We start from the raw sequence: 24,036 nt of genomic DNA on the forward strand, positions 1-24,036 counted from the left end.
TTCTTTTTCATCCCCTCACCCTTTCTCTTGAGCAATTTTCGCGAGCCTCATTTTTTCTTCCAACCTTCTGTAAAACTCGGCATTGCCATGCGAATCAATGTCTTTATAGTCGAATAATTGCTGACATTTCGGGCAATATGGAAGCATGGCTCCTTTTCGGTAGAATTGCTCCAGTTGCTTGAACAGTACCGAGTGAGGCTTTTCTTTGATCCATTGCTCGCGCTGTTCAAACAGGGATTGTTGCTCGCGGTTCAGTCGATCATAATGCGCCGCCAAGTATTCCATCGCCTCAAAAGGATCTACAATTAGGCCGCAGTCGCAGGTGATTTCCCGATTCACCGTATCCACTCGAAATGTTCGGCCATCTCCGCAAGTACATTTTCGCGGTTGATTCCGATCCAGACGTATCGTATCCAGTACGATGATGTTGTCCATGTCTTCACCCTTTCTCTTGGGATACCGGATTAGATGTCTCGCTTCCTCCGCTCTCTTGTGATTCGCCGTCTTGATCTGGCTCGTCAAACAATTCGTCGTATTCTCCGTGCTCGATGCGTTCATGAATGTCGTCGACTGGACCTCGCGATGATTTTTTCATCCATATACACCGCCTATTCCTTGTAGTTGCAAGAAGACGCGAAACTATCCCACGCTTTTGCCTCTGCCTCTTCAGCCTCTTTAATGATTTTCATGTAAGCTGCTTTATCTTCATCCGTACCCTTGATGTGCTCACAGTCCATGAAATTCTCGAAGTCATTTCCAAACAGGTGGTATATGCTATCCGGCTCTTGTCCATCTTCAACAATCATTCCCGGGCATTCTTGATAACCACCACCAAAATCATCGTCATATTCGAACCATTGTGGCGTCATCATTATGGTCTTACCTGACAGGTGCTCGCATCTGTGCTCTTTGCACCATTCTTGTCCGAACTTAACGCTATCGCCACGACTAAACTGTATCTTCTGTTCCATAGAATTCACCCTCCTATTCCTTGTATTTCTGTATTCATTCAGTTACTTCCGTACAACCCGTTCAAAGTTCCGTCTTCAAAAGCTTTTTGGTAAAGAACCGTCAGTAAATCTCTGCTTAGTTCTCGGTTATAATCTTCGATCACTCCGGCTTCCAGCATCATACCTAAGATGACATTCACTCGGTCTTGCTGCTTTTCCATGCCATCCCCTCCTATTCAGTTTCTTGTGATGCCTATTCCTTGTATTTCTGTATCAAAGCTGTCCATTACCAATCGTTTCGCTCGCGGACAATCGCAAGCTGCTCGTCAGTCAATTCGACTTCCACCGGATCATAATTCCGCTTAATAAAATCAACATCGTTGCTCATAGGCAGCGCAGCTACAAATCTATAAAAGTCCTCAATATCCGACTCATCCGGCTTGGATAAATCATTGCGGATAATCAGCGTAGCATCCGAAAGGATCAGGGTATCCAGCCACTCATCGTCCCAATCGCCGCACTCGATCCCGTCACACAAATAGCGACCTTCCTTGTTTTTCGCCTTGAAAGCAATTGCACTTACTCCCATCTAAATCCCTCCTATTCAGTTTCTTGTGATGGATCAATTCGAATATATCGTCCCGTCGAATCCGTGGCGGCCTCTACCGTTCCATATCCAATCTCAGCGATATATGCGACTTCCTTTTCGATCTGCTCGGAAGTCAAGGTTGTGGGGTATTCTTTTCTCCAGACGCATTTTCCGTTTGCGAAAAAGTCCGTAATCACCACTTTAGGCATGATCAGTTGCTCCCTTCCGTTTCTTGTGATGCCTTGATACGGACCAAGGCGTCAGCAGCCATATGAGCAAGAGCTATAGAGGACCGTTCACCTTGTGATATTTCTTTCAGGGTTTCGACTACCATTACAAGTTTGGTAGACACCCGGCAGCGTTCTTGCCATTCTTCGAGTTCCGCCCCCAACGCCTCCGCCTCTGCGAGCAGGTTGTCGTATGCCTTCTGAGCTTCGGAAAGCTCCACGGTCTGTTGCTGGATGATCTCTGTGAGTTTCTGGAGCCATGTGGGCGATTTAATTTTCACCCATGCTAAACTGCCAAATAGGTGACATTCGTTCTTAGGAGCTTTGGCAGCATCGTCCATCGCCGTTTGGACCTCCGTCAGCAACTCCGCGATCTGTTCTGGAGTGTATTTCATGGCTTTTCACCTTCCCAGTTCCATAATCCTTGTTGACCTTTTGTATTTACCGGATCGATACGGTTAACATCTTGAAGCAACCACGCATAGCGACCATCTTCGTAATGCCCAAAGCTAGTTTCAGGCGAATCTTTTCCAATCCACACTTTTGGGACGCCACCGAGCATCAGTACTATATCCCCCGTATGGTCTACGTGAATTTTGTAGCATTCCACGAGATTGGCCGTTGCCACAATTGCCCCCGTTGGCATATGACTTATAGCTCCCGATGCTATGTTTAACCTGTCATAAAAGGAATCAAATACTGAAACTTGAACGCCATGCGGCAATGATTGAATCATCAACTTCGGGTCTTTCTTGCTGGCATGTATCGCAATCGGTCCGCGATAGTTCGTCTTCCATCCCCGCGTTTCAAATCGTTTCGCACCAATGGATATCAAACTCGCCCATGGCTGATGAATCGTAATGGCCTTCATCCCTGTTCCCCTCCGTCCTAATCCATGAATTCCTTGATCAGATTGCCTTTTCGATCAAAATACTTTGTTTTCCACCATGGATGACAATTTTCTGCGTAATATTTGCCGTCGAATACAACATCAAGATTCAAACTGTCATTACCGCCGACAATCGTTCCAAATTGCCCGTCTACTTCGATTCTCATGCCTTGATAAGCGAAGGAGATTCCTCGTTTCTCACAAACCCGTTCAAACTTTTCTCGGTTGCTGAAGAGGTCGCTAACCTTAAACCCGCCAATCTTGCGGCAGCGAAGAAATTTAACAATAACGCTGAATGACTCCTCCCAAATGCCGTCCTGCATGTAATACCAGTGTGCGTATTTGGCTTTTCCGGCCGTCTCAGCAGGATATGTGCCTCTGCACCACGATTCCCCGTATTTGTCCTCGCACCAGACTTCGTATGTGTTCACCGTTGTTCCCCTCCTCTCAAGGCTAGGAGAGCGGCCATAGCGACGGCGTGCATGGCTGATGTACTGTCCGCTACATACTGCTGACCGTCTTTGGCGAAACCAACTCCACAACCGTCGGCCCTTGTCAAAATAGCCACATTCCATCCTCGCCGTCGCATCTCCTCTACAATCAGCCCTGCACCTTCCCATGATCTGGATAGCAACCGTGGGTACGAATAGTATCTGCCGTCACCAACGAGTCCGTTCCTCCCGACACCTCCGCGTATCTTCCCGAACAATTCGACTTCGAGCAGGATGTCCATATCCGGCCCCGGCTGCATGTTTCTGATCTCTTGTTCTGTCATTGCTCGGCACATCCAATCGCTAGAAGAGCAGCCCGGCAACGGTCTGCTGCGGAGGCGTGGATGAGGGCGAATATGTCATCAGGCGATGGCGGCACGTCTGGATCTTCGATGCCAACGATATCCATTAGTGCAAACACATATCGCCCGAGCAGCTCGTCGTCTTCTGATATTTCGGATTCGACTACCATTGCGGCATCCATGTCTGTGGAGTAGAACTTCGGAACTTTTTTTGTCTTCATGATGCTCCGTTCAACAAGGGCATCAAGTCCTGTTCCGGGGGCGATATCCCGTATTTGTTGTTCTGTATAGGTCATTGGCTTTTGGCCTCCAGTCCGGGGAGTTTTTCTAACTCATTCCAATTTTCCAGTGGAGGCGTATATGGATTCTCTGTTTTAGCTCGATGAAAATATGCTGCCTGACTTGCCGCCATATGTCTTGCCATCGCCAAACGGTATTCCAGCACCTTTCGGACAACTTCCTCGGGGGATTCGGTTACACAATATCCATCACCGCCGAACCATACACTGGTGTTTTTATATTCTTCGTGATAATTTACAGCAATGATTTGATCAGGGTTCACATACCATTTACTTCCGTTTGTAAGTGTTAGCTTTATCATTGGCTTTTGGCCTCCTCTACCTTTTGGAGTGCGGTTAAGTCGTAATATGCGATGTTCCATCCAAATTTTACTCGCGCCTTCTTGCCCGACTTCGATAGACCGCGCACTTCTCCAATGCCATAATACTTGTGTTTCGTATGCCGCACTTTGTCGCCCTCTTTCAAGCTCGGTTTGTCCGGTTCGAACACCCCTTTTTCAAGCGCTTCGGTCAACGCTGCAGCAGCCGGCGGAATCAAATTTTGCTGCGCCCATTGAATGAGTTTATTTTGATCGATCATTGTCTGGCCCACTCTAATAGATGTGGATGATCGTGGATTTTGCCTATGACTTCAAATTGATCGCTAGGCCAAATTTCGTGCAAAATGTCACTTTCAACTTCCCAGAAGTCCCAAAAACATTTGTCGCATTTCACGACCGACAGGAATGGTTTTTTAGGCTCGCTATATCTTCCAATCAAGGAGTATCCGATATCCCCCTCATAAATCTCCTGCCCGTTCGGGTATTCCTCGGTTCGCTTGCTGTCTTGGAGGCCGGTGTATTGGCCTACTGTTTTGGGATCGACTGGATAGCGCTGTGCTTCTCCATCAATAACGCTTACGATCCATGTGTTTCCTTGATATTGCCATAGGTCGCCATACACCCATTCACCGGTGTCGATTCTTCTACCGCGAAACTTGTACTCTCTCACCGTTCCATTCCTCCCTATCACGGACATACGCAATATTTTCCCGGTCTCTTGCAGTAGTCGCACATTTCTACCCATTCCATCTCCGGGTCGTTACATTCGCAACGTTGGCAACAAACCTCTTCTGGAATGCCTGCATCACCATTTATTGCCTCTTGTTCCGCCCAGCAACATGAAGTTAGCAGCCTTTTCATGTTTCGTCTTGCTCCATTGCGTCCACACGATCCAAGCATTCCTCGCAGACGATAACCGGCAATTCTGGATCGGCCCCACCTATTCTTTCAGCCTTAGTAAAAATGACCTCGTCCTTCAACTCATCGCACAGAATACATCTAAACAACTCACGCACGTTCCATTCCTCCTTAGGCTCTTCAGGCAAATCCATCCAATGCGTAACAGTCATATCGACAGTCCATTCTGGACTATCAAAAGAATCCAAAGATATCACTCTCCATTTGCCATCTTCTCCAAACCTTCCGATTTCACGACCTACGATGTTGTACACCAGATATTCTCCTGGCTTGTTTGGTCTATTTGTTCTTGCGTCAATCCATCCTGAGCCTGTTGAATTTGCCACTGTTCCATTCCTCCCTATAGTGGGGAGAAGGCTTATTGACCTTCTCCGATATAGTCATCAATCATTTTGATTGCCGCCAATAGCGGTAGTATCTGTAAGGGGTCCACCGCATTCCCCAAAGCTTTCAAACGGGCCGTCCTGTTCTTGATCCCGCTCGCCACCCGTGGCGGTTCCCACTCGTGCTGTGGCATGCCCATCAACGCAGGCTGCGGATATTGGGAAACGAATTCTTGCAGCGCATCCAGTGGATTCAATCCACGTCCGTCCAGCCAGGCGGAAAGTTCATGAGTGCTTCGACCCAAGAGGGGTTCAATTGGCCGCTTTGGGTCGAAACACACATCGATAGCTCGACTTGCTTCCCCATTTCGATCCTTCGTTGAATGCAAGGCATCGAAAGATTCCCGCGGTCCCGATTGTCCGAGGCGTTTGGCGTCGGCCACAGCTTCACCGCTGCCGGCAGTCCGTTCCGCGGGTCCGTCGGATTGATCTCCCCACGCTTCTCTGCATCGTTGGCCCTCGGTGTCGGCCAGAGCTTCACAGCATCGTTCAAGTTCTGGCTCCATCCCTGTTCCTGTTTGCGCTGTGCCCTCAGTCCGGTTGGATCGTCTCCGCTGCGATAATCCCGAGATTGTGGCGTGGGCCATAGGTGAACCGCCGAATGCAAGTCTGGAGTTCTCCTCTCCCGTTCCGAGGGACAATCCCCGCGCAATGAAGCTTTTGGAGTGGGCCACAATGAAGACTCGTTCTCTTTGGTGCGACGCACCGACGGCCGAAGCTGGAATAACAAACGCTTGTGCTTCATAGCCCGCGTTTTCCAAGTCAGCGAGGACATCGTCGAGCCCCAAAGTGATGTGCCCAGCAACATTCTCACCAAGGAACCAACGGGGCCTGATTTCCTGTAGTATTCGCTCAACCTCCGGCCAGAGGTGACGGTCATCTTCCGCGCCTTTTCGCTGCCCGGCATGACTGAAAGGCTGGCAAGGGTATCCTCCGTGAATAAGCTCAATTGGCCCGATTCCATCAGCATCTAACCTCTCTTTCGTGAGCGTACATACATCGTCGTATATGGGAATATCCGGCCAGTGTTTCCGCAGCACTCTTTGGCAAAATGGCTCCCGTTCGCAGAAGGCGACCGTTTCAATGCCAACCCATTCGCAAGCCAGGTCAATTCCGCCGATGCCGCTGAATAGGCTGAGTGCTTTCATCCGGTATCATCCTCTCCTTGGGGAGCCGAAACTCCCCGACTAAAATATCTTACGGCCTCCGCTTCGCTAAGCGGTTTCGGTCGTCTCGATGGCCTTCGGCAAAATGCCGGCTTCTTTTTCCATTTTCCACACGCAGAACTGATAGCAGTCGTCGAAATTTTCGAAATAAAACCGTCTATAGTAGGATTTTTCTACATCTTCGAACGCAGTCACACCGGGGATGTACAGATTCTGCGCAGCATTATCGGTTCGATATTCGGCGCTGTCATAGTCTCCGTCGTTCTTCAGCGAGTAATAAAGCCATGTATTCTTGATAGTTCCCCAGTCTTGCCGAGTTGAAATCTTGCGGAGAATGTTCTTCGCGGGATGATATACGGTTATTTTCTCGTAGCAAGTGCAAGTTTCAGTGACGTCCCTACCGAGCGGCGTTTTAAAGTGAATCTTCCGGTTCTCGTCGCATTGTTCGCATTTCCGCGATTCCACACAATAGTATTCAGGTGTCCACATTTCAACCTCGAAACCACCCATCAGTTCTGAAAGACGCGCTCGTTTCGCTTGACGGTAAGCCTCTTCTTTATCGGTTTCGGACTGGTGCTTCAAGGACGCGATTTCACGCTCAAAATTTCGTTTCTGTTTCTTGAACTCCTGAAGTTCGGCATTTTCTTTCCGCAGTCGTTCCATCTCGGCCAAATACTCATCTTTCACAGACTTGAGCAACGATTCTTTGAATTCCTCTATCTGCTCCTCGAATTCGTTAGGCTCGCAATAAAATTCTTCGTCGTAGTAACTCATCCGTTTCATCTCCTTTATCCCTTATGAGGGGTTTAAAAGTTTATTCCTGAACTCTTTAAGCCACTGACGGCCCTCAAATCCTGATTCATCCGCCCAATCGTGAGAATCAGTACATAAGTGGGCTAAATCGTTTACTGTCGTCCTAGCTGTCAATTTCCCGCGCCTAATGAGATGCGCCCGCTCAGTTGCTCGGGCAGCGTCACAGCGCTCGCATACGCCGTTTGAGCGGTCCTTTAGCTGCTTGTCCACCTTTGCACTGATGTCGCCCATTTGCTTCTGTGTGGGCTTCTGGCGCTTGCTTTTGCACTGGTCTTCTTTGGAATATGTTAACGCTGGACGATCGGCAAGATTCATGGCTCCCTCCGTTCAATCATTTCCGGGAAGCCGACAGTTTTGGTCCAACATGTTTCTATCAGGGAAAGTACAGCTGCAGCCGCCAGAGCAAGGAAGAACCAACTTGCCGCATCGTGAAAAGCCCAGTTAAAGCCGACCATCGCGAACGATACCCAAATCCCTGTGCACCAGTGGCAATTTAACAGTTTTCCGAAGTATCTCCTTGCTGCTCCTCCTTGAAGCATGAAAGTCGGTATTGGACCGCCATAATCCCGAGTGACGAAGAAATTCCTGATCGGATCGAAGACTTTGTCAAAAACAAGAAAGTGGGTGATTCGGTACGCGGCTAAGCAAAATATGATAACTTCTAGGAAATTTAGGTTCATGAGCTGCTCTCCCCTCAAAAAGTCCAGTCTCGATCTAGCACACCTAATGGTTTGAGATGTTTTTCGATTGACTTTTTCCCAGCCTTAATTCTTCGACCGAAAGTATTTTTATCCATATGCAGTTCTCGTGCTGACCTCATTTTTGGTATCCCTTGAAGATAAAAATATTCAACTGCATTTCGCACTTCATCATCATCAATCATTCCATGGGCAATTATTAGGCCAGCTACTCCAATTTTGTATTCGTTATAACGCCATTGACGGATCTCGTGTCGGATTACAGCGGTCCCCGTTTTATCAGCATGCGTTTCATCGCCGAAGACTTTACGGGCATTCTCACCTTCAATGTCGGCTAAATAAAGTATTTCTCCGTTTTTCTCAAACTCCCGTATGAAGTTCTTCATGAAACGGAATTCTTCTAGTAAGATCAGTGTCCGATCAGTGTCCTCTTCGGTTCTTGAAGGAAATAGCCTTACTTGCTCGTGTGATATTTCCTCCACCCCCTCACCCATCCCCCAGGATGCAGCCGGGGGGTGATTTCAGAACAATCTTTGCACTTGAGAGCGGATCTCTCCGCCCTCGTTTGTGCTATTTTCGATACCATTGCTTACATCTCCGTCATTTTCGCTGACCTTATGGGCATAGAAATGCCCGGGATCAGAAAGGAAGGTCATCGTCTTCAGGCATTTGAGGATCTTCATCGGTTTCCTCATCGCTATCATTTTCTTCCTGATCCTCTTCCTCGTCTGAATCACTTTCGGCGCCTTGCATATCGTCTGCATCTTCTTCGTTGCCAGCTTCAGTACTTTCTTCTCGGCTTTCAGCGTCTTCATCCTCGCGAGTCTCTTCGACCTCATCAATGTCCATTTGCCCAGTTTCTTCAGAAGCAGTTGCCGATTCGACTACGCCGGCCGAATCTGTTTTGATCAGAAGCCCCTTACGTGGTTCGCCGAGATAATCCGTTACCTCCATCTGTGAAATACCAAGGGCAATGAAGATCTCATCCCGTTTAGCCAGACGCTGGATAGAATCAAGACTAACGCTCGAAGGAATTTCAATGGTTAAAACTGTGGTTTTGCTGCTTGCAATTCTCTTAATTTCGGCAGAAGTCAATACAATGTTCATTTCATCACGCATCCTTTTCGATTATTTTTTTGGATTAAGAATATCCCTGACGACTTCCAACTGGTACGGCATCTTGTCAATCATTCCTAGGAGCTCGCGTTCCCGATACAGATTCCAGGCGATCCTGGCGATCACATAAGCATCAACGACGTTATCGCTCTTATGCGTGAAGCCGAAATGCTGCTGCACTGCCTCTTTCATTGCTTCCTTCTTTTCTTTATCCTTGAGGCGTCGCTTGCTTCCCGGTTCCCCTACCCAACCAGTGACGCCGACGTACTTCTTTACTGAATTGGGAGCAGCCTGATTGAATCTGAGCCCTTTCCTTACAACCATGGTCCGTACGCCGCCGTGAATCATGCCGGCCGTAATAGCCTTTTGCGTATCGAATGGGGTTCCCTCGATGACGATTTCGTCTTCATTTTTCAGATGACGGTACACCTCGTTTTCAAGCTCGACCAGTTTTTGAATATCTTCCTTCGATTTTCCGGCCAGCTCAGTCGCAACGAGGACGTTGCCTTGCTCGTCTAATGCCACGAAACCGGTCTTTGTTGCTGGGTCAATTCCTACGAATCGGATCACGTTGACCTTCCCTCCTTTTTGCTCCAAGGAACCAACCAAGCTATCCGACGATATTGCGTTCTCCGAAATGAAGCCGGCTTTGATGAAGCATAATAACGACTCGTCTCCGCTCTGATTACTTCGTAGTGACAGCAGCATAGTGGAATCAAGGCCCACGACTTATTTGCAGCCGCAACGCAGTTGGGAAAGTTGCACCTGTGTCTTGTAACCTTTGGGTACTTCATAGCAATTTCTTCAACTCCCCCGCAGCATAGAGGTAACCGGCGGCAGTGTGGATATGACTAATTGCCGGGATAAAATGTCCGAAACTGAGATAATTCTTTGTTATTTCCATTTCGATTCGAAACTTAGTTTCAAGGTCATCGATAACACGATTGATGTCGTCTGCGAGATTTCTTGGCATGCGGCACCTTCCTTAGTACCCGGTCGATTGACGCTTATGGTTAATTGCATTCTTGGCGACATAAGCTTCAGCGATCTGTTCGAAGGTGAGTCCTAAACGCTTCTCACCAAGTTCGTAAAAAAGTGAAAGGGCTGCTATAAAGTAATTCCGTCTGTATTCCAATACATTCGTAATTGGATTGACCAATAGACGATCAGCAAGAATTAATCCTACATAATGCAGAAGATTAGAAAATAAAATTACCGTGTCGCCTTCAGGGGTATATTCCAATGTGTACAAATCTTCTGCTGGTAGATCAAGCTGCCGAGCTATCGAGAGAAAGAAATGAAGGCAGTCTACGTATTCTTCAAGCACCCGGTTAACCAGTTTCTCTTCGCTGCAGTCGGTTCCCCCTATTTCTAGAACGTTAAACCGCGGTTCTCGATCATTTGACCAATGCTTAAACCCTCGCCATTCATTTGCCAGCTCGGCAATTTCAACCTGGAGTGCCAGAACGGTGTTCGGCAGCAAATCCACTCCCTCTAGTCCTTTTTCTTTGATGATTCGAGCGTCCAACTCTTTTTGCATTTCGTACATTTTCTCTAAATTCATTTCTCCATCTCCTTCTGCTGCATTCTCAATACCACCTGAACAAATTCATGCTTAACCCTATGCTCCGCATGCATCAACTCGGCGAAATCGTCCGCCAACATATCTGAATGCTTTGTCCGTAGCTCCAAAATCTTATCCCGGGCCCGCAGTACCCTAAGTACTATGGACTCGGCAACCCTGTACCGGCGCCGATAAAATCTTGCAAACTCTTCTTCTGTGCCGTCACTATATGCTTTCCTTACATCCAAAATGCTTTGCTCAAGGTCAACAGCGGTAGGGGTGTCGTCAATTTTATCTGTGCGTCTTTTGATAATGAATGTTTGGGACATTGTACTTCACATCCTCTCCCTGCGTCTTTTGCAATAGTTCTTAGTTGGAAAATTTATGAGTTTCGATTTGCAAGAAAATTTATTTTTATTAAAAAATACACATGAGAAACAAAACTTTGGGATTTTTACGGTATCCTTCATTGAACGAACGGCGGCATATCTTAAGTCCAAATCGATGTCTGGATCTGTAGCGATTTGATATAGTACCGAAACGTTAATGCTCGTGACCAATCACTCCCCCATAGGCAGCGGATGCTTCCTTGTCAACTGTTTCAGCAACTCCGGTATCACATCGCCCCATTGCTGCAAATAACGTGCTTTGAAGTCGTCGTATTCGGCCTGTGACTCCCAGGCTACTCGGCCGGTTGGATCGATGTCGGGCTTTAGCACCCAGATACTTTTACCTGCCCTCAGCCGTGTTCCTGCGCACCGAAAGCTGTTTAGAACACCGCAGAGCGTATCTACCTCACCGTATACCCTGCCGCCCTCCTTGTCCTTATCCAGCGCCATCAGGAGCAAATGTGCCCATAAATGAGCATCCTCCGTTAGGTCTGGACGTGGATCCTTTTCCGGCGGCGCCGCTTCCTGCAGTACAATGGCTGTTTTTTCTGACTTGGAGACAGGATCGACTGGTTTTGTTCTGTCCTTGTACTCTTGGATGGCAGCATTAAGCCGATTGACCTTTGTCTGAAGCTTTGACTTTTCTGCATCATCCAACAGCGGATCTCTAAGTTCCACTTCAAGACTATTTTTTAGCTCCTCGGCCTTTCTTAGCTGCTCCGCGTTTTGGATTTGCAGTGCCGCCATCGTCGTCACCATCCTTATCAAGCTCTATAAATTTCTGGTGCCACCACTTGAAAAGGTATCTGAACTTATTTAGACCGACATTACGGCCTTTAGCAAAGATAGACCTAATCACCCTTAGTCCATCCTTCAACGTACCATCCCAGTAGAGGAATTCGACCACATCGGCGTCCTGCTCTATTGAACCGGATTCCTTTAAGTGCCGCAATTTCGGCTCTTCTTCATCGACAGCACGATCCAATTGCGAAAGCATGATCATAACAAACTTCATATTTCTAGCCATAGTTTTGGCGGTTCGAGTAACCCGGCCGATCGCTTGTGTTCGATTTTCACCTTTTCGCTGTGGAATCTCCATGATTTGCAGATAATCCACAATAATAGCTGAGATCTTCCCATACTCCTTGATAAATTGCCTCGCTGTAGCTCGGATTTCGTCAATTGTTACGCCAGCACTATCCTGAACGAATATTGGCAGACCTTCCAATTCGGCGTAAGCCTGCTCAATCCGAGCCCACTCATCAACAGTAAACCCAAACTCGCCACCTTTATTGATCAGTTTGTTGTAATTCACCTCAGCGACAGCAGAAACCATGCGATCCTTAACCTCGTTCTCGTCCATTTCTTGGCTATAAAAGAGGACTGGACCGGCATTCTTGTTATATTTAGCAATACCATATGCTAGTAACAAAGCCTTTACAGTTTTCCCCACACCAGGGCGTCCGGCTATGATATATAACCATCCGATCCAGAGCATTGCCCACGCATCGAATTGTTGGAATAATCCCGTCATCAGTTTCGCAGCTTTGCTTTTTAAATGGTCGAAGTATTCCTTCTTGGATTCAGCGAAGCTACGCATCTTTGAGGTTTTCTGCGGCCGCAGATCATAAACACGATCCTCAACGGCTGCAAAGAAATCTTCATCGTTATCGAATTCCTTTACTTTTGATTTCTCTGCATCAGGGTTCGGAACGATCTGAATCGTAAACTCGCCACCGCTCGAAATTTCAACGATATCCTTACTGATTTCAATTGCCCGGCGCCGGTGCGCCTTTGATCGAACGATTTGTGCATGCCGCTTAATATTTCGAGTTGTTGCGACTGCGCCGGCCATTTGCGAAAGGTAGGTTATGCCCCCCAATTTCATCAACAGAGCCATTTTTCCTCGCAGTTCGAAATGCCCGGCTAACGTCTGGAGATCGATCGGTTCGTTCCTGTCTCGTAGGTACCGCATCACACCGAAAATGATTTCATTCCGCTTTTGGGAGAAATCCCTCGGCTCAAGAAAATAGATTTCATCAATGCAGTCACCTTCTAGCAGTACCGCCCCAAGCACAGCCATTTCAAGTTCTAAGTCGTTTAATGGAGTCTCCATCAGGTTCATAGACAAACGCCTCCGGATCATTTCCTGCTCTTACCCAAGCTGAGTGAGCTATTTCGATGTTGCGGGCTCGAATTTCGGGGTCCTCTTCGATCTCTTCTTCCTTGGACGTTCTTATATCGGCTATAGTTGGTGGATATTTATTGGACATTACGTGCTCCCGAACGTTAGCCAGCCCGGTACCGTCAGGAAGGTCCTTCAGCAAATCGAACCATAAATTCTCTTTAAAATCATCGAAGGTAAAGTTATTGTAAGTGTTTCGGAGAATCGTCAAAATCTGAATAAGCTCCGATTTTTTCATTGGCCTGCTCCTCTTGGATTTTTCGTAAGAGCCTTTCATTTTCCTTAGACAGTGTTCCGCCATCCACTTCTGCAGCAATAGGCATCTTTTGGTTGAGGTATTCAACAAAATTAGTTGGACGGAATAATGTCGAAGGTCGAAGGAATTTTTCCATTTTCACGTTGCCAAGCCAGTCGGCGCATTTTACGTCAATCACATACTTGAAGTCATCCAGCGTATATCCTTCATTAAGGCGCCCGTTGATCATTTTTTTTATCTCTTTGGTCGAAGGTCTATATTTCGTAGAAAGCTTTGCATTAAGGTAATGGATAATGTCCGTGATTAAAGCTTCGTTTTCCTTTGACACCGGTTCACCCTCCGTTTCTTCTTTTTTTGAATCTGATTTCTTACGCACAACACTATATCTTTTAAGATCTTTTAAGTTCTTATAATTCTTTACATTCTTGTTTGTGTTCAATTGCTGTTCATTTGCTGTCCAACTGCTGTCCAAATCTTGATACTGAATCCAGTTAACCACAGTAACGACGCTGTATTTCGTCGTTTTTTTGATGTTCAACATTTGCTCACTTTCGAAACGTGATAGCATTCGCCATAAAGTGGATTCACTTAGCTGTTTTGATGGCTTTATGCCCTTGTTGAACTCCTCTTCAATGGAATGTCTGCCGGTTACAAACTGCCCAACTTCCAAGTCAATCAGTTGGTTACCTACAAGCTGCCTAGTCTGTTGGTGAGATGCTTTGAGTAGGCATAAAACCCACAGCTTGAGGTAATTCGGATCAGCAAAGAAAGGACTTGCCAGCAACTTGCGGTGAAGTTTTATCCAGCCCTGCATCTCACCTCACCCTCTATGCATTTTGTTCTGCGTATACTTGCTTAACAAAGGAAGCGATACGATCAGATAATTCTTTGTCCCGCTTGTTTTGTTCGAAACCGAATTGCTCGAAGATTTGACGAATGCCCAGTTTCAAACGATCGTCCGATGAAGCTTGTTGATCCGGACCAGACATTTCGATTCTGTAGCCATTGGCGAGAGCTTTAAATAGTTTTTCTGCACCTGCCTCTGTCTGGTTATACTCCCTAAGAACTTTAAGGGCATTTAGCGTCCTTTCATCATAGTCTCTAAACAATTGACCGATTACTTCTGTTAGTGGCAGGACGTTATTTTTCGAAATTCCCGCATCAGCACAAACTATAAGAGCTTCAGCAACTTCCAAAGGAATTTCCGGCCAATCTTTGTTCCGTTCTTTGGGGATGTCTCTTTTTAGCTCGGCAATAACCTCAAGTGCTTCGAATAAAGCTTTTTCATGCAATTTAATATCGTTGCCTTGATCAATAATGCCTCGGAGTAAGGAAAGCTCTTGGCAAAGAGGCGCGAGAACGCACCTGCTTTTCTCGATGCTAACTCTTTCGTAATGCCCCCTAATGACCTGATATCGGTCTCTATCGCTTTCCTCAACCTCTAACAGCGTTCCAGCGGGTATAGGATGACAATCGTGTTTGTACATTATATTCCCGATCGTAATTACGTAAAGCACTCAAACCACCTCCAGATGATAATGCTTGCCTGCTTCAAATCCTTTTTGTCGTAATGCTCGCCTAACTGTCCCCTCGGCAAGAGCCGGCATGTTGTTGTTGCTTGAAAGATGTGTAAGGTAAATTCGTTCCCCCTTACCTTTTACCAACTTCGCCAGCGCCGCAGCCGTTTGCTCGTTGCTTAGATGCCCGCGGTCATCGCTCATAATTCGCGCCTTCAGATAATCCGCGTATGGTCCGTTCTCTAGCATGTCCTCGTCGTAATTCGCTTCAACGATATAGATGGATCCCTCCATCATTTGGAGCATGTCTTGGTCAATATGGCCGGTGTCGAAGACGATGCAGGCGCGATCTCCGTTATCATCCTCTACTGCATACCCAACCGGCTCGTAGGCGTCATGATGAATTTTGAAGGGGTAGATGTGTAACCCGCCGAGTACAATCGTTTCGTATCTACCGTGCAGGGTCCCCAGTGTTTGCCGCAATTCATCGTTAACGCCCGATATTCCATGCCATTCCCCAGATGTCGCGTAAACCGGAATGTGCCATTTGTTGGCGAGCGACAAGCCCTTTATATGATCCCCGTGGGCATGTGTAATAAATATTGCCTGGATATCCGAAGCCGGGTTTATACTGGCTTCGATCATGCGTTTCTCGATCTTCGTTTTAGGGACTCCAGCATCGATTAGGACGCCGACGGTGTCGCTTTGAAGATGGATACAGTTCCCGGCCGATCCTGATGCGAGAATGGTGACTTTCATGATTTCGTTCCGCCTACTTCCACTTTCAAGTCCCTGAACATGACAGAATTGAACCCGAAGCCGGGAAACTCTCGCAAATACACGTCGGTATGGCATCCTCCAACTTCCGTACATTCCACCGTGTATACCCCGCCTTCTTTCAAACCAACCTTTCGTGCATGCTCCGGTTCCCAATCATGTCCGTTATCGTTCAAAAAAACTACTTTATCACCCTTCTGGGCATAGATGTTCATGGTTTTCGGCAATTTTTCAATTTGCCTGTCTATATCCGACCAATTCATATCGCACGCTCCCTCTTGATTCTTTCTTGCCACTCCTTCAAATGCCCGCAGCCCTTAGCTGGCTCCTCGTAATACCGCTGACCATTTGCGAAAGAGACGAATTTGTCTGTCGCCTGCTCATAATACATACCGTTGAGGACCGGAGTGTCCGGCGCCGCAGTGGGCACCGGAACCGGATGTACATCATTGAAAAGATCGAGTTGGATTGCTACCATCTATTCCAGCGCCGCCATTAATTCGTCATCTAGGAGGTCGTCGCCAGACTTATCAGCTTCCGCGGCCTTCTTTTCTTCAATGTGCATGTCCATGATCTTGAGCAGACCCATCATTTCGGCCAATGTAGGCTTTTTATTTTTTGGCTTGGCATGCTGAGCAATGTATTTGCCCATCTCCTCCGGATCAGTAATTCCGAGGGCTTGAAACTTCACCGCCATCTGCTGGCGAGCTTCCTGAAGCTTCGTTTCTTCATCGTTGGTTGGGGACTCTGGTTTCGATACCTGCTTCTGTTCTTTTACCATTTGCTCCGCTTCAGTGGTAATATCCCGGCGTTCGTAAGTCTTCTCATCCGAAGCACCCGGAGTGATGAATTCGCCAGATTCGTCAACAACAGCTGCAATATTGAATTGTGCCTTTACAGCCCGGGTTCCGACATGCTTTTTGAACATATCCGGATCTATAGAACCGTCATCAAGCCTCCAGAACTTCGCATTATTTTTGGCGTACTTCATGACCTCGGAAACTTCCATGAGAATAATTACATCGCGGGCTCCTTTTCGTTTGGCAATCGAATATGCACCTACGACCTTACCTCTTGGGAACCTTACTTTGTGGCGAATCTTCGTGATCACACCCTCGTCGTCTGTCTCGGCTTCGAAGTCATCAGTCTCGTTTTCGCATACAACTTGGTTGAATACGCCCTCGTAGTCAGGACATTCCTTTGCTTTGGAAAGGAAGCCTTCATAAGCAACCCGGATATCCAATTTCCCGCCATACACGATTGGGAATGCTTGTTTCAGGAAAGGATCTAATCCCATTCGATTAACTTGGTACATGAATAGGTTAAATTGGGGAACAGTGCAGTCCTTGCCGATCGTTTCTTTCAAAGTATTGATTTCCGCCAAACCCCATTGGCCGATGGCTTGGATTTGATTCAAGTTGATCTCTGTAGAAACGGCGAGTTGATTTTTGCTCATTGTTATTGCCTCCTCTTAGGTAGTTGTGCTGCATTCCACGGGCTAATATCAGCGACGACTTGATCGGCTCCAAGATAATGGATAACTTCTTCCAAAGATTCACGATCTGCTTCGTTTCCACGTTCTTTTACATGTTGGTAATGCTTTCTGATTGCCGAGTAACCTTCCAAAGCTGGCGGAAGTGCATCTTTATTGGCTAGTTCACTAATAAAACGCAGCAAATATCTAGCGAGGTATAATTCACGTCTAGCCTTACATGCCTGCTCAAACTGATGGTCGCTGTTTGCTTCAATTTTTCTGAGTTCAGCTTTTACCTTTTCAAGCTCTTCATTAACTTCTGCTTGATTAAAGAGAAGTTCGCAATTTTCGAGAAGAATGGTCTTTCCTTTATGGTTCCAGTGACCCACAACATGAGCGTATTTCACACCGTCAGAGACAACGGTGTAGATTTCGCCGGGCCTATACCAGTTATCTTCATGAGCATAGGTGATAAGAGCCTTCATTCGGCATCCTCCGTATCTATTTTTAATTCTTGCCCCACTACCGCCCTGCCGGTTATCAATTGGTCGTAAACAGCAACCTTTCCAGTGTACGACTCTATACCGTCAATGAAGCACGGCACGATCAGTTCAGATTGCTTGAACAGCACTTCCGTGAGCTCGAGGCCCGCTGCAATCTTCTCGCCGGCCGATAATGCGACATAGTCTTTACCATCCATCTGAATCATGAAGTCCGATACATGCTCGCCGCTTGTCTTCACGTATTTGAAGAGCCGGACCGAGAGTGTTGAAAATAGATCCTGTACCTTTTTGGTTTGAAGTTCCGCTTCCTTGGCCTTAAAAGCTTTGATCGCGTCTAGGATGAAGATGGAGTCGTTTTTAGCTTGGAGATATGCAGCCTCGTCCTTTTTGGCTTTTTCCAATTCCTGCATGACCTTAGTTCTGGTTAATTCAGTTTGAAGTAAGGCCCTGAGCTCATTAGATCGCTCAACTAGGTCAGAAACGGAATATCCCGGTTCCGGCAGCGGTTTAAGTTCGGCCAGCTGCTCTCGTAAAGCTTTACGCTCACGGATCAACGGGTTAACCTTATCTGCCTGGTATTTGACGGCGTCTTTCTTGGCTTGCTCCGCCTTTTCCCTGGCCGCTTCGGTCAGCGGCTGTCCGCATGTTCGGCATTCCTGTTCAATCATTTGAGCAGCTGCAGCATCGTAATCTTTTTTGCCAGCTTCAATTTGTTGGGTAAGTCCTTCGATTTTCAAATGCAGTGTTCGGATTTCGCTATTCCGGTCAGCAACCTTTTGCCGATCCGTATCGAACGCTTCGATCCGATCCTTCAACGATGAAAGTTCGGACGTGATTGCTTCTTGGTCTACAGGGCCCGTTTCACCCTCCTGCTGTTGCCTTGTGAGCGTCTTAACACTGCCCTGTGTCTGGATATGAAGTTTATCGTTCTTGTTCTTTAGGTCCGTGTGGAGGCTCGCCAGTTGATCGATAGAATGCTTTTTCAAAGCATCAGCCAGACGAGCTGCTTGCGGGTTTAAGGCAATCTCCTTCTGCTTTTGCTCCGGGCTTGACCGAGACATTTCCGCGAGCACTTCCGAATTTGCTGGTGGCAGCAAGTACCTTAGCAGCAAATCGCGCTGTTTATCTTTGTGGAGACTGAAAAAGTACAATGGATAGTAGAGTGATAGAAATGTCTCTTTGTCAAACAGCGACTGGACGAATCCGCTATACTCCCCTTCTTTGACCGGGACCTCGTTCAGATAATATTTATTAGAGCCTTTGACAATCTCCCGGGTAAGAAGGTAATCGGTGCCGTCAACTGATATCAGCAATGAAGCATGCACAGCATCGAACTCATAATTCGTAGGCGTCGGGTTGTACTTAGAGCCTCCAAACAGATCTGTGCCGAAGAATACCCATGCCGGCGCCTCGCCGATCGATGACTTGCCTTCCCCGTTTTTTCCGGATAGTTTGGTGATATCACCGTAATCAACCATCAGAGAACGGTGAACTTTGTAATTCCGTAACTCCAGCTGCTTGAATCGAATACGTTTCATTTTGGCCTCCTATAAGCGAATATCAAACATAAAACCGAGCTGCGGCAATACTTCCCGATCCACCTCAACACTGCCAGATGTGGCCTGCGGGCTTACGCTGGTGTGCTTCAGAAAGGCTCTGGGCAATACAATGATTTCTTGCTTTTTGAACCGGACGATAAAATTCCCAGTGTAATGTTTTTCGAAGGAGATGAGGCTAGTCAATGACATCTCCACCTTTCAAACTGCCTGTTGATGCTGGCATTTCAGACAAGCATGCCTTACAAACAATTTTCCCCTTATAACTGGTTGTATTTTCAGCACTGCTGCAGAAGATGCATGCCGGCTCGTATTTCTTCAAGATAATCCGCTCGCTGTCCACGAAGATTTCCAGAGCGTCTTTTTCACTGATATTGAGCGTGCGGCGCAATTCAACTGGCAGGACCACACGTCCGAGCTCATCTACTTTACGAACAATTCCGGTTGCTTTCATTTCAAATTCCTCCAATAGGTATATTTTTATGGGATCTCCTCAGGATCGCCGCCGGCTTTTACAAACTCCTCGCACACTTCAAGCCATCCCTCGGCTGCTTCGGCTGCTGTACAGCCTTCCGCTCGTCGATCGGCAATATAGATGCGCCGGCTACGACTCCCGGTCTCTCGTAAAAGCCACTCCTCAAAATCAAGATGCTGCTGAAATTTGTCCCCTTGTCTCATCGCTTCAACTTTTGTACAATGGCGATGAGAATGTTTTTGACGGAAACGCTTCTCAACCCAAGCACTTGCCCTGGCCGGCGGGTGCTTTTCTTTTTGAACTGGTCGCGTTGCCCCGGCGTTAAATAAGTCCCCTCGACCTTAACGCTCATATGCCTCCTCCCGTCCAAGCAGATAATCCAAACTAACCTCGAAGTAATCGGCGAGCTTCAGCAGAGTTTCGAAGTCCGGCTGCCGCCGCGCTTTCTCATAATGTGATATCGCGGCACGTTTGATTCCTAGCTTGTCCGATAGTTGGTACTGGGTCAGGCTCCGTGATTCTCGAAGCTCTACCAGCCGGCGACCAAAGTTTTGAGTGATTCGGCAAATTTTGACCTCCTTCGCTTTCAACAAGCCGCTGGAGTATACCGGGCCGGACTGGAGCTGAGCGTCCTGCAACATTTGAGCGAACATCTCGTTTCACCTCCTTTCGTTAGAATGTTAGCTGATCATTAGCTGCTTCTATTTCCCGTAAAAGGTTATTAGGAGCCGTCCAACGCGGTACATACTGTAATGCTCTTTCATAATCTTTAATCAACGTGTTGTTATAGGAATTGACCTTAAAATATTCCTGGTAATCATTCCACAACGTTGAATACGCTGAGCTCCGCAAACTGCTGTTCCGATATGCTGGTGCCTTCTTCCCACCGAGTAGTTTCACGATCCGGGCATTACCTAATTTCTTGAGTTCCCGCTGCTGGCCGTAATCAATGGTTGAATTGTTCTCCAATTTTTCGACGCGAGCTTCCACTTCCTGAGTCCTTACATCCAACATAAAAATTGCCTGTAGCTCTTTACTTGCGCCATGAAAAGGATTTTTAAGTTTCTGTTCCATTTCTTCGAACTGAGTAACATATGCCGCTGTAAATTGAACGCCCTTTTCACCGGTCATCTTATTTGCTACCATATCGCAACCCTTGCGGGTTAGAAGAAAGCAAGGACGCGTTTCACCTTTGCCATCCTGATAGTTGCTTTCGATGAAGAAATCCAACGAACGGAAATTTCCGTTGGTTAAATGCTTCACATATCCATTGATTTTTTCGAGTAAATCGGCATGACGCACATTCGTCATTTCAGCAACTTCACGGCTATCAGTTAACAACACACCCTCACGGTTAATAACCTTTAGTTTTTTCAAATGACTCCCTCCTATTTTTTTGATTGGTCATATTCCGGATTCTAAACGAAATCCCCGGAACTCTCGATCAAACTACTTTACAAATGTACTTCTAGGAAGTAGTTCATAAAAGTAGTTGAAAATGTCCCCTCGCTAATTACGACAGGCGAGAGATATACTTATACAATTTTCTAAGTTTTTAAAGAGCTATACCGAATGCTCGAATTCTACATCTTTTACAATGCGCTGAGATTTGCAAATTTCAGTGTTTGTATGACGGATTAATTCAATAATTGAGAGAGCTACAGCCTGGGCATCTTGTACATCTCCCTTTTTTAACTTCGAAACATACTTTAGTCCAAAAGATAGGCGGATAATTACTCCTATTGCATTTGCCAGGTCATGCTTTTGTTTAGGGCTCAAGTCACCGCATTCAGTGAAAATCAGACCACGAACCAAATGCCAATTAGCAAAGTTGTTTCTTGAATGTTGATCTTGATGGTATGAGGGAGCGATGTTTACTTGGCCTTTTTCTAATCGATCCTTTTGCTTAAAGAGTAATAGACCAACTACTTCGCTTAAAAAAGACTTCAAAATAACCCCACCCTTCGATATCCTAAGTAACAAATATTATAAATACGGAATTTAAAATTCCGAAAAGGGTATAGAAGAGCAGACCCTTTATGACTTAAAGGCCTATATGAGAACAGGTATTCTGTGTTGCGGTATTTTAAATATCATGATATAGTTATAATGTAAAAAATAATGACACTGATTCAAGATCTTTAACATTGTGAATCATGCTCAAACTTTGCTTCAAGGGATGCATAGTATTCAGATGCTTGTGCAACAATATCTGGAAACAACTCATCCACGGGAGTCCTTAAATAAGCTGAGTACACATATGCCATCATAATACTTGGATCAAGCGTCCCATACTCAATTTTTCGAATAGTTTCCTCTGTTACTCGAAGATCAAGAGCCATTTTTCTACGAGAACATTTATTCAATCGAATGTTCTGAAAATTAATACGAGGTACCACCTGTCGATCTTTCTTTAGAGGCAGAGACTTGGGCTGCCGTTTTGTTGTTCTTAACCTTTCCATTTCACACCTCCAATCCTTGGTAAAACGAATATATCACGGTATTTGAAATTGCGCAATACTAAATTTTGATATTGTTAGTATCATAACACTATTGGGAGTTGCTCTTTATGACAAAATCAATGGGTGAACTAATCAAAGAACGCCGCTTGAAACTTGATCTTAAGCAAGATGAATTGGCTGCAAAGGTAGGTATTAATCGCAATGTATTATCTAGCTACGAATCAAATCGCAATATTCCACCAAGTATAGTACTTGGAAAAATAGCAGATGCCTTGAAGGTTTCAGTAGACTATCTACTGGGGCGAACTGATGATCCATATCAAATTTTTATCAATAAGGAGGATGACTTTTCTGATCAGGAACAGATCCTTCTAAAAAAATTCATGATCGAGACAGAAGAATTGTTGAGGTCAAAAGGTGATATCTCTGAGGAAAAATTAAGTCATGTTCTGGAGTTTATGGGATGGGTTTTCCGGAAGGAAGCAGAAGAAAAGAACAAAAGTCAATCCTAAATTTCGACAATTTATGTCGAATACAATAAATTTTTCTTTATATTTGTAGACCATTGCACTATTCATGTCAGGTCCGTGCTATAATGTTTTCTACAACGCCCGTTTCCATATTTCTACTATTATCGGGTCGTTGTGGGATTATTTTTTAGCTTTTTGTACCCTAAAAGGGTGACAACCATCCCAGAAGAGAACCTAATCGGTACTCTTCGTTGAATGTTGCCGCCTGCGTCGATTTGATTGTTTGGGAACGAGGTCATAGATTCTTGCCGGGTGGACACCCATCGCTTGTGCTGCGGACAAGAGCAATGCAGCTCCCATCTTTTTTCTGTTATGTGCATAGTCTGAAGCTTGCTGTCTTGTCAGGCCCATCCTTTCAGCGAAATCTTGATTCGTCCAGCCGATCTCTTTCCAAATCTCATGCAAGTGGCAATCTCCCAACTCATAACGCATCGGGTAGGTTGCCTCCTAAAAAGGTGGGTTAACGTCAATCGTAACAGAAAGCTGCAACAAAGTGAATTCCTTATAGGAGGTGTTTAATAAAAAGAAAATAAAAAAAACTCCAAACTTTATGAGCGCAAAGGCTGGTACCCTTGTACGCTCCGGTTCGGAGTTCTGTTTAATCTCATGTTTAATTGTATTATTTCACTACACCAAAAGAAAGCGAACAAAATGCGAACTTTATGTTAAGTGTTTCCGGGAAGAATTTTTCTTGACATCTTTGGAACCTTATGATCTTGGCGAATGGAGGGAACAAATACATGTCTGACGGCACTTGTGTCATGCGCGTACATCTTGTTCCCCTTGTTGACCTTGAGACTGGACAGATAGTCGAAATTGATCGAGACGACATTACAAAGATCACTAGCGACAAATACGGTATTGTCTTCACTTCGCACGAATCCGGGAAACGTTATCGTTTTCCAAGGAATCAGGATGAGATTGAAGAAGCATGGTTTCAATACGGATTCAGATCTACTGATTCGACAAACGTGGTTAATGTTAATCGGGCTAAAGTGTATGATGAGGCCAGAGGACTTTTATATTTTGGGGATTCAGAAGAAAGTGACTTCGCATACGTTGCAGCAGTACATAATGATCATGTGATAGCACTTTCGATCCAGCGCGGTATTAAAGTGATTCCTTCTGGAATCAGGTCTAGGTATAACAAAGTTAAGGAACGACTCACACGGCGATCGGAGTGATTT

46 protein-coding genes are annotated in these 24,036 nt (G+C 46.1%); 2 read left to right on the plus strand and 44 right to left on the minus strand.

What is annotated here, in order from left to right:
- Positions 1-15: 15 nt before the first annotated feature.
- From NI000_RS04095 to NI000_RS04305, 43 genes are all read right to left on the minus strand, one after another.
- Complete coding sequence (locus NI000_RS04095; protein ID WP_253407962.1) at positions 16-435, minus strand: hypothetical protein; 420 nt, start codon at positions 433-435, stop codon at positions 16-18.
- Positions 436-439: 4 nt separating this feature from the next.
- Complete coding sequence (locus tag NI000_RS04100) at positions 440-595, minus strand: hypothetical protein (RefSeq protein WP_253407964.1); 156 nt, start codon at positions 593-595, stop codon at positions 440-442.
- A 13-nt stretch (positions 596-608) separates the two neighbouring features.
- Positions 609-971, minus strand: a complete 363-nt coding sequence (locus NI000_RS04105) for a hypothetical protein (RefSeq protein ID WP_253407966.1) — start codon at positions 969-971, stop codon at positions 609-611.
- Positions 972-1,009: 38 nt separating this feature from the next.
- Positions 1,010-1,171, minus strand: a complete 162-nt coding sequence (locus tag NI000_RS04110) for a hypothetical protein (RefSeq protein ID WP_253407968.1) — start codon at positions 1,169-1,171, stop codon at positions 1,010-1,012.
- A gap of 65 nt (positions 1,172-1,236) precedes the next feature.
- Complete coding sequence (locus tag NI000_RS04115) at positions 1,237-1,539, minus strand: hypothetical protein (protein ID WP_253407970.1); 303 nt, start codon at positions 1,537-1,539, stop codon at positions 1,237-1,239.
- A gap of 11 nt (positions 1,540-1,550) precedes the next feature.
- Positions 1,551-1,748 (minus strand): hypothetical protein, encoded by a 198-nt coding sequence (locus tag NI000_RS04120; protein WP_253407972.1) that lies wholly within the window; start codon positions 1,746-1,748, stop codon positions 1,551-1,553.
- 2 nt (positions 1,749-1,750) lie between these two features.
- A complete protein-coding gene (locus NI000_RS04125; RefSeq protein ID WP_253407974.1) occupies positions 1,751-2,161 on the minus strand; it encodes a hypothetical protein in 411 nt (136 codons plus the stop codon).
- On the minus strand, positions 2,158-2,637 hold the full coding sequence (locus tag NI000_RS04130; protein ID WP_253407976.1) for an ASCH domain-containing protein: 480 nt from the start codon (positions 2,635-2,637) through the stop codon (positions 2,158-2,160). The genes NI000_RS04125 and NI000_RS04130 overlap by 4 nt, the downstream gene beginning before the upstream one ends.
- A 17-nt stretch (positions 2,638-2,654) precedes the next feature.
- Entirely contained in the window at positions 2,655-3,086 is a 432-nt protein-coding gene (locus NI000_RS04135) for a hypothetical protein (protein WP_253407978.1), read from the minus strand.
- Complete coding sequence (locus tag NI000_RS04140; RefSeq protein WP_253407980.1) at positions 3,083-3,430, minus strand: hypothetical protein; 348 nt, start codon at positions 3,428-3,430, stop codon at positions 3,083-3,085. Before NI000_RS04140 ends, NI000_RS04135 begins: the two co-directional genes overlap by 4 nt.
- Positions 3,427-3,744: a hypothetical protein gene (locus NI000_RS04145; protein ID WP_253407982.1), complete on the minus strand. Its 318-nt coding sequence runs from the start codon at positions 3,742-3,744 to the stop codon at positions 3,427-3,429. Before NI000_RS04145 ends, NI000_RS04140 begins: the two co-directional genes overlap by 4 nt.
- Positions 3,741-4,049, minus strand: a complete 309-nt coding sequence (locus NI000_RS04150) for a flagellar FlbD family protein (RefSeq protein ID WP_253407984.1) — start codon at positions 4,047-4,049, stop codon at positions 3,741-3,743. The genes NI000_RS04145 and NI000_RS04150 overlap by 4 nt, the downstream gene beginning before the upstream one ends.
- Entirely contained in the window at positions 4,046-4,327 is a 282-nt protein-coding gene (locus tag NI000_RS04155; protein WP_253407986.1) for a hypothetical protein, read from the minus strand. The genes NI000_RS04150 and NI000_RS04155 overlap by 4 nt, the downstream gene beginning before the upstream one ends.
- Positions 4,324-4,737: a YopX family protein gene (locus tag NI000_RS04160; RefSeq protein WP_253407988.1), complete on the minus strand. Its 414-nt coding sequence runs from the start codon at positions 4,735-4,737 to the stop codon at positions 4,324-4,326. Before NI000_RS04160 ends, NI000_RS04155 begins: the two co-directional genes overlap by 4 nt.
- A 187-nt stretch (positions 4,738-4,924) precedes the next feature.
- Positions 4,925-5,311, minus strand: a complete 387-nt coding sequence (locus NI000_RS04165; RefSeq protein WP_253407990.1) for a hypothetical protein — start codon at positions 5,309-5,311, stop codon at positions 4,925-4,927.
- Between the two features lie 32 nt (positions 5,312-5,343).
- On the minus strand, positions 5,344-6,516 hold the full coding sequence (locus NI000_RS04170; RefSeq protein WP_253407992.1) for a DNA cytosine methyltransferase: 1,173 nt from the start codon (positions 6,514-6,516) through the stop codon (positions 5,344-5,346).
- 66 nt (positions 6,517-6,582) lie between these two features.
- Entirely contained in the window at positions 6,583-7,308 is a 726-nt protein-coding gene (locus NI000_RS04175; RefSeq protein WP_253407994.1) for a hypothetical protein, read from the minus strand.
- A gap of 21 nt (positions 7,309-7,329) precedes the next feature.
- A complete protein-coding gene (locus NI000_RS04180; protein WP_253407996.1) occupies positions 7,330-7,662 on the minus strand; it encodes a hypothetical protein in 333 nt (110 codons plus the stop codon).
- Positions 7,659-8,027: a DUF1360 domain-containing protein gene (locus NI000_RS04185; protein WP_253407999.1), complete on the minus strand. Its 369-nt coding sequence runs from the start codon at positions 8,025-8,027 to the stop codon at positions 7,659-7,661. Before NI000_RS04185 ends, NI000_RS04180 begins: the two co-directional genes overlap by 4 nt.
- A gap of 14 nt (positions 8,028-8,041) precedes the next feature.
- Positions 8,042-8,539 (minus strand): hypothetical protein, encoded by a 498-nt coding sequence (locus NI000_RS04190; protein ID WP_253408000.1) that lies wholly within the window; start codon positions 8,537-8,539, stop codon positions 8,042-8,044.
- A 145-nt stretch (positions 8,540-8,684) separates the two neighbouring features.
- On the minus strand, positions 8,685-9,152 hold the full coding sequence (locus NI000_RS04195; RefSeq protein WP_253408002.1) for a hypothetical protein: 468 nt from the start codon (positions 9,150-9,152) through the stop codon (positions 8,685-8,687).
- Between the two features lie 21 nt (positions 9,153-9,173).
- A complete protein-coding gene (locus NI000_RS04200) occupies positions 9,174-9,869 on the minus strand; it encodes a hypothetical protein (protein ID WP_253408004.1) in 696 nt (231 codons plus the stop codon).
- An 82-nt stretch (positions 9,870-9,951) separates the two neighbouring features.
- The gene (locus NI000_RS04205; RefSeq protein ID WP_253408006.1) at positions 9,952-10,134 is read right to left on the minus strand and encodes a hypothetical protein; all 183 of its coding nucleotides are present in this window, start codon (positions 10,132-10,134) and stop codon (positions 9,952-9,954) included.
- 12 nt (positions 10,135-10,146) lie between these two features.
- Positions 10,147-10,725, minus strand: coding sequence for a dUTP diphosphatase (locus NI000_RS04210; protein WP_253408008.1), 579 nt, complete (start codon positions 10,723-10,725; stop codon positions 10,147-10,149).
- The gene (locus NI000_RS04215) at positions 10,722-11,054 is read right to left on the minus strand and encodes a hypothetical protein (RefSeq protein ID WP_253408010.1); all 333 of its coding nucleotides are present in this window, start codon (positions 11,052-11,054) and stop codon (positions 10,722-10,724) included. Before NI000_RS04215 ends, NI000_RS04210 begins: the two co-directional genes overlap by 4 nt.
- Positions 11,055-11,285: 231 nt before the next feature.
- Positions 11,286-11,861 (minus strand): hypothetical protein, encoded by a 576-nt coding sequence (locus tag NI000_RS04220; RefSeq protein WP_253408012.1) that lies wholly within the window; start codon positions 11,859-11,861, stop codon positions 11,286-11,288.
- Complete coding sequence (locus NI000_RS04225) at positions 11,800-13,239, minus strand: replicative DNA helicase (protein ID WP_253408014.1); 1,440 nt, start codon at positions 13,237-13,239, stop codon at positions 11,800-11,802. Before NI000_RS04225 ends, NI000_RS04220 begins: the two co-directional genes overlap by 62 nt.
- Positions 13,199-13,537, minus strand: coding sequence for a replicative helicase loader/inhibitor (locus NI000_RS04230; protein ID WP_253408016.1), 339 nt, complete (start codon positions 13,535-13,537; stop codon positions 13,199-13,201). Before NI000_RS04230 ends, NI000_RS04225 begins: the two co-directional genes overlap by 41 nt.
- On the minus strand, positions 13,482-14,369 hold the full coding sequence (locus tag NI000_RS04235; protein ID WP_253408018.1) for a conserved phage C-terminal domain-containing protein: 888 nt from the start codon (positions 14,367-14,369) through the stop codon (positions 13,482-13,484). Before NI000_RS04235 ends, NI000_RS04230 begins: the two co-directional genes overlap by 56 nt.
- A gap of 13 nt (positions 14,370-14,382) precedes the next feature.
- Entirely contained in the window at positions 14,383-15,072 is a 690-nt protein-coding gene (locus NI000_RS04240; protein WP_253408020.1) for a hypothetical protein, read from the minus strand.
- The gene (locus NI000_RS04245; RefSeq protein ID WP_253408022.1) at positions 15,073-15,831 is read right to left on the minus strand and encodes an MBL fold metallo-hydrolase; all 759 of its coding nucleotides are present in this window, start codon (positions 15,829-15,831) and stop codon (positions 15,073-15,075) included.
- Positions 15,828-16,112 (minus strand): hypothetical protein, encoded by a 285-nt coding sequence (locus NI000_RS04250; protein WP_253408024.1) that lies wholly within the window; start codon positions 16,110-16,112, stop codon positions 15,828-15,830. Before NI000_RS04250 ends, NI000_RS04245 begins: the two co-directional genes overlap by 4 nt.
- A gap of 215 nt (positions 16,113-16,327) precedes the next feature.
- Positions 16,328-17,305: a RecT family recombinase gene (locus NI000_RS04255; protein ID WP_253408026.1), complete on the minus strand. Its 978-nt coding sequence runs from the start codon at positions 17,303-17,305 to the stop codon at positions 16,328-16,330.
- Between the two features lie 2 nt (positions 17,306-17,307).
- The gene (locus tag NI000_RS04260) at positions 17,308-17,808 is read right to left on the minus strand and encodes a hypothetical protein (protein WP_253408028.1); all 501 of its coding nucleotides are present in this window, start codon (positions 17,806-17,808) and stop codon (positions 17,308-17,310) included.
- Positions 17,805-19,364 (minus strand): AAA family ATPase, encoded by a 1,560-nt coding sequence (locus tag NI000_RS04265; RefSeq protein WP_253408032.1) that lies wholly within the window; start codon positions 19,362-19,364, stop codon positions 17,805-17,807. The genes NI000_RS04260 and NI000_RS04265 overlap by 4 nt, the downstream gene beginning before the upstream one ends.
- Before the next feature lie 9 nt (positions 19,365-19,373).
- The gene (locus NI000_RS04270) at positions 19,374-19,568 is read right to left on the minus strand and encodes a hypothetical protein (protein WP_253408035.1); all 195 of its coding nucleotides are present in this window, start codon (positions 19,566-19,568) and stop codon (positions 19,374-19,376) included.
- A complete protein-coding gene (locus NI000_RS04275; protein WP_253408036.1) occupies positions 19,561-19,836 on the minus strand; it encodes an AbrB/MazE/SpoVT family DNA-binding domain-containing protein in 276 nt (91 codons plus the stop codon). Before NI000_RS04275 ends, NI000_RS04270 begins: the two co-directional genes overlap by 8 nt.
- 26 nt (positions 19,837-19,862) lie before the next feature.
- Complete coding sequence (locus tag NI000_RS04280; protein WP_253408038.1) at positions 19,863-20,060, minus strand: hypothetical protein; 198 nt, start codon at positions 20,058-20,060, stop codon at positions 19,863-19,865.
- On the minus strand, positions 20,057-20,209 hold the full coding sequence (locus tag NI000_RS04285; protein ID WP_253408040.1) for a hypothetical protein: 153 nt from the start codon (positions 20,207-20,209) through the stop codon (positions 20,057-20,059). Before NI000_RS04285 ends, NI000_RS04280 begins: the two co-directional genes overlap by 4 nt.
- Positions 20,199-20,510 (minus strand): helix-turn-helix domain-containing protein, encoded by a 312-nt coding sequence (locus NI000_RS37060; RefSeq protein WP_375540938.1) that lies wholly within the window; start codon positions 20,508-20,510, stop codon positions 20,199-20,201. Before NI000_RS37060 ends, NI000_RS04285 begins: the two co-directional genes overlap by 11 nt.
- A gap of 19 nt (positions 20,511-20,529) precedes the next feature.
- Positions 20,530-21,234, minus strand: coding sequence for a Rha family transcriptional regulator (locus NI000_RS04295; RefSeq protein ID WP_253408042.1), 705 nt, complete (start codon positions 21,232-21,234; stop codon positions 20,530-20,532).
- 186 nt (positions 21,235-21,420) lie between these two features.
- Positions 21,421-21,807, minus strand: coding sequence for a hypothetical protein (locus NI000_RS04300; protein WP_253408044.1), 387 nt, complete (start codon positions 21,805-21,807; stop codon positions 21,421-21,423).
- Positions 21,808-21,998: 191 nt separating this feature from the next.
- On the minus strand, positions 21,999-22,319 hold the full coding sequence (locus tag NI000_RS04305; RefSeq protein WP_253408046.1) for a hypothetical protein: 321 nt from the start codon (positions 22,317-22,319) through the stop codon (positions 21,999-22,001).
- Positions 22,320-22,426: 107 nt separating this feature from the next.
- Here NI000_RS04305 and NI000_RS04310 point away from each other — a divergent pair, with 107 nt between their 5' ends.
- Positions 22,427-22,831, plus strand: a complete 405-nt coding sequence (locus tag NI000_RS04310) for a helix-turn-helix domain-containing protein (RefSeq protein ID WP_253408047.1) — start codon at positions 22,427-22,429, stop codon at positions 22,829-22,831.
- 192 nt (positions 22,832-23,023) lie between these two features.
- Here the strand turns inward: NI000_RS04310 and NI000_RS04315 are convergent, their stop codons facing one another.
- Complete coding sequence (locus tag NI000_RS04315) at positions 23,024-23,281, minus strand: helix-turn-helix domain-containing protein (RefSeq protein ID WP_010501401.1); 258 nt, start codon at positions 23,279-23,281, stop codon at positions 23,024-23,026.
- A 308-nt stretch (positions 23,282-23,589) separates the two neighbouring features.
- On the opposite strand from NI000_RS04315, the gene NI000_RS04320 reads away from it, so the two are divergent.
- The gene (locus NI000_RS04320; protein ID WP_253408049.1) at positions 23,590-24,033 is read left to right on the plus strand and encodes a hypothetical protein; all 444 of its coding nucleotides are present in this window, start codon (positions 23,590-23,592) and stop codon (positions 24,031-24,033) included.
- Positions 24,034-24,036: the final 3 nt, after the last annotated feature.

This window comes from Paenibacillus tyrphae (assembly GCF_024158745.1).
Taxonomy (GTDB): domain Bacteria; phylum Bacillota; class Bacilli; order Paenibacillales; family NBRC-103111; genus Paenibacillus_G; species Paenibacillus_G tyrfis_A.

Bases quoted from the DNA above. Each gene is read 5' to 3' on its own strand.
- NI000_RS04115 (WP_253407970.1), bottom strand. From the start codon at position 1,539: ATGGGAGTAAGTGCAATTGCTTTCAAGGCGAAAAACAAGGAAGGTCGC.
- NI000_RS04155 (WP_253407986.1), bottom strand. From the start codon at position 4,327: ATGATCGATCAAAATAAACTCATTCAATGGGCGCAGCAAAATTTGATT.
- NI000_RS04200 (WP_253408004.1), bottom strand. From the start codon at position 9,869: ATGCTGCTGTCACTACGAAGTAATCAGAGCGGAGACGAGTCGTTATTA.
- NI000_RS04225 (WP_253408014.1), bottom strand. From the start codon at position 13,239: ATGAACCTGATGGAGACTCCATTAAACGACTTAGAACTTGAAATGGCT.
- NI000_RS04205 (WP_253408006.1), bottom strand. From the start codon at position 10,134: ATGCCAAGAAATCTCGCAGACGACATCAATCGTGTTATCGATGACCTT.
- NI000_RS04170 (WP_253407992.1), bottom strand. From the start codon at position 6,516: ATGAAAGCACTCAGCCTATTCAGCGGCATCGGCGGAATTGACCTGGCT.
- NI000_RS04195 (WP_253408002.1), bottom strand. From the start codon at position 9,152: ATGAACATTGTATTGACTTCTGCCGAAATTAAGAGAATTGCAAGCAGC.
- NI000_RS04130 (WP_253407976.1), bottom strand. From the start codon at position 2,637: ATGAAGGCCATTACGATTCATCAGCCATGGGCGAGTTTGATATCCATT.
- NI000_RS04305 (WP_253408046.1), bottom strand. From the start codon at position 22,319: ATGGAAAGGTTAAGAACAACAAAACGGCAGCCCAAGTCTCTGCCTCTA.
- NI000_RS04260 (WP_253408028.1), bottom strand. From the start codon at position 17,808: ATGAAGGCTCTTATCACCTATGCTCATGAAGATAACTGGTATAGGCCC.
- NI000_RS04125 (WP_253407974.1), bottom strand. From the start codon at position 2,161: ATGAAATACACTCCAGAACAGATCGCGGAGTTGCTGACGGAGGTCCAA.
- NI000_RS04110 (WP_253407968.1), bottom strand. From the start codon at position 1,171: ATGGAAAAGCAGCAAGACCGAGTGAATGTCATCTTAGGTATGATGCTG.
- NI000_RS04265 (WP_253408032.1), bottom strand. From the start codon at position 19,364: ATGAAACGTATTCGATTCAAGCAGCTGGAGTTACGGAATTACAAAGTT.
- NI000_RS04210 (WP_253408008.1), bottom strand. From the start codon at position 10,725: ATGAATTTAGAGAAAATGTACGAAATGCAAAAAGAGTTGGACGCTCGA.
- NI000_RS04175 (WP_253407994.1), bottom strand. From the start codon at position 7,308: ATGAGTTACTACGACGAAGAATTTTATTGCGAGCCTAACGAATTCGAG.
- NI000_RS04230 (WP_253408016.1), bottom strand. From the start codon at position 13,537: ATGAAAAAATCGGAGCTTATTCAGATTTTGACGATTCTCCGAAACACT.
- NI000_RS04180 (WP_253407996.1), bottom strand. From the start codon at position 7,662: ATGAATCTTGCCGATCGTCCAGCGTTAACATATTCCAAAGAAGACCAG.
- NI000_RS04315 (WP_010501401.1), bottom strand. From the start codon at position 23,281: ATGCGTTATGAGTTGGGAGATTGCCACTTGCATGAGATTTGGAAAGAG.
- NI000_RS04140 (WP_253407980.1), bottom strand. From the start codon at position 3,430: ATGACAGAACAAGAGATCAGAAACATGCAGCCGGGGCCGGATATGGAC.
- NI000_RS04280 (WP_253408038.1), bottom strand. From the start codon at position 20,060: ATGAGACAAGGGGACAAATTTCAGCAGCATCTTGATTTTGAGGAGTGG.
- NI000_RS04310 (WP_253408047.1), top strand. From the start codon at position 22,427: ATGACAAAATCAATGGGTGAACTAATCAAAGAACGCCGCTTGAAACTT.
- NI000_RS04250 (WP_253408024.1), bottom strand. From the start codon at position 16,112: ATGAATTGGTCGGATATAGACAGGCAAATTGAAAAATTGCCGAAAACC.
- NI000_RS04145 (WP_253407982.1), bottom strand. From the start codon at position 3,744: ATGACCTATACAGAACAACAAATACGGGATATCGCCCCCGGAACAGGA.
- NI000_RS04100 (WP_253407964.1), bottom strand. From the start codon at position 595: ATGAAAAAATCATCGCGAGGTCCAGTCGACGACATTCATGAACGCATC.
- NI000_RS04320 (WP_253408049.1), top strand. From the start codon at position 23,590: ATGTCTGACGGCACTTGTGTCATGCGCGTACATCTTGTTCCCCTTGTT.
- NI000_RS04095 (WP_253407962.1), bottom strand. From the start codon at position 435: ATGGACAACATCATCGTACTGGATACGATACGTCTGGATCGGAATCAA.
- NI000_RS04215 (WP_253408010.1), bottom strand. From the start codon at position 11,054: ATGTCCCAAACATTCATTATCAAAAGACGCACAGATAAAATTGACGAC.
- NI000_RS04275 (WP_253408036.1), bottom strand. From the start codon at position 19,836: ATGAAAGCAACCGGAATTGTTCGTAAAGTAGATGAGCTCGGACGTGTG.
- NI000_RS04255 (WP_253408026.1), bottom strand. From the start codon at position 17,305: ATGAGCAAAAATCAACTCGCCGTTTCTACAGAGATCAACTTGAATCAA.
- NI000_RS04220 (WP_253408012.1), bottom strand. From the start codon at position 11,861: ATGGCGGCACTGCAAATCCAAAACGCGGAGCAGCTAAGAAAGGCCGAG.
- NI000_RS04285 (WP_253408040.1), bottom strand. From the start codon at position 20,209: ATGAGCGTTAAGGTCGAGGGGACTTATTTAACGCCGGGGCAACGCGAC.
- NI000_RS04245 (WP_253408022.1), bottom strand. From the start codon at position 15,831: ATGAAAGTCACCATTCTCGCATCAGGATCGGCCGGGAACTGTATCCAT.
- NI000_RS04190 (WP_253408000.1), bottom strand. From the start codon at position 8,539: ATGGGTGAGGGGGTGGAGGAAATATCACACGAGCAAGTAAGGCTATTT.
- NI000_RS04150 (WP_253407984.1), bottom strand. From the start codon at position 4,049: ATGATAAAGCTAACACTTACAAACGGAAGTAAATGGTATGTGAACCCT.
- NI000_RS04120 (WP_253407972.1), bottom strand. From the start codon at position 1,748: ATGCCTAAAGTGGTGATTACGGACTTTTTCGCAAACGGAAAATGCGTC.
- NI000_RS04235 (WP_253408018.1), bottom strand. From the start codon at position 14,369: ATGCAGGGCTGGATAAAACTTCACCGCAAGTTGCTGGCAAGTCCTTTC.
- NI000_RS37060 (WP_375540938.1), bottom strand. From the start codon at position 20,510: ATGTTCGCTCAAATGTTGCAGGACGCTCAGCTCCAGTCCGGCCCGGTA.
- NI000_RS04185 (WP_253407999.1), bottom strand. From the start codon at position 8,027: ATGAACCTAAATTTCCTAGAAGTTATCATATTTTGCTTAGCCGCGTAC.
- NI000_RS04105 (WP_253407966.1), bottom strand. From the start codon at position 971: ATGGAACAGAAGATACAGTTTAGTCGTGGCGATAGCGTTAAGTTCGGA.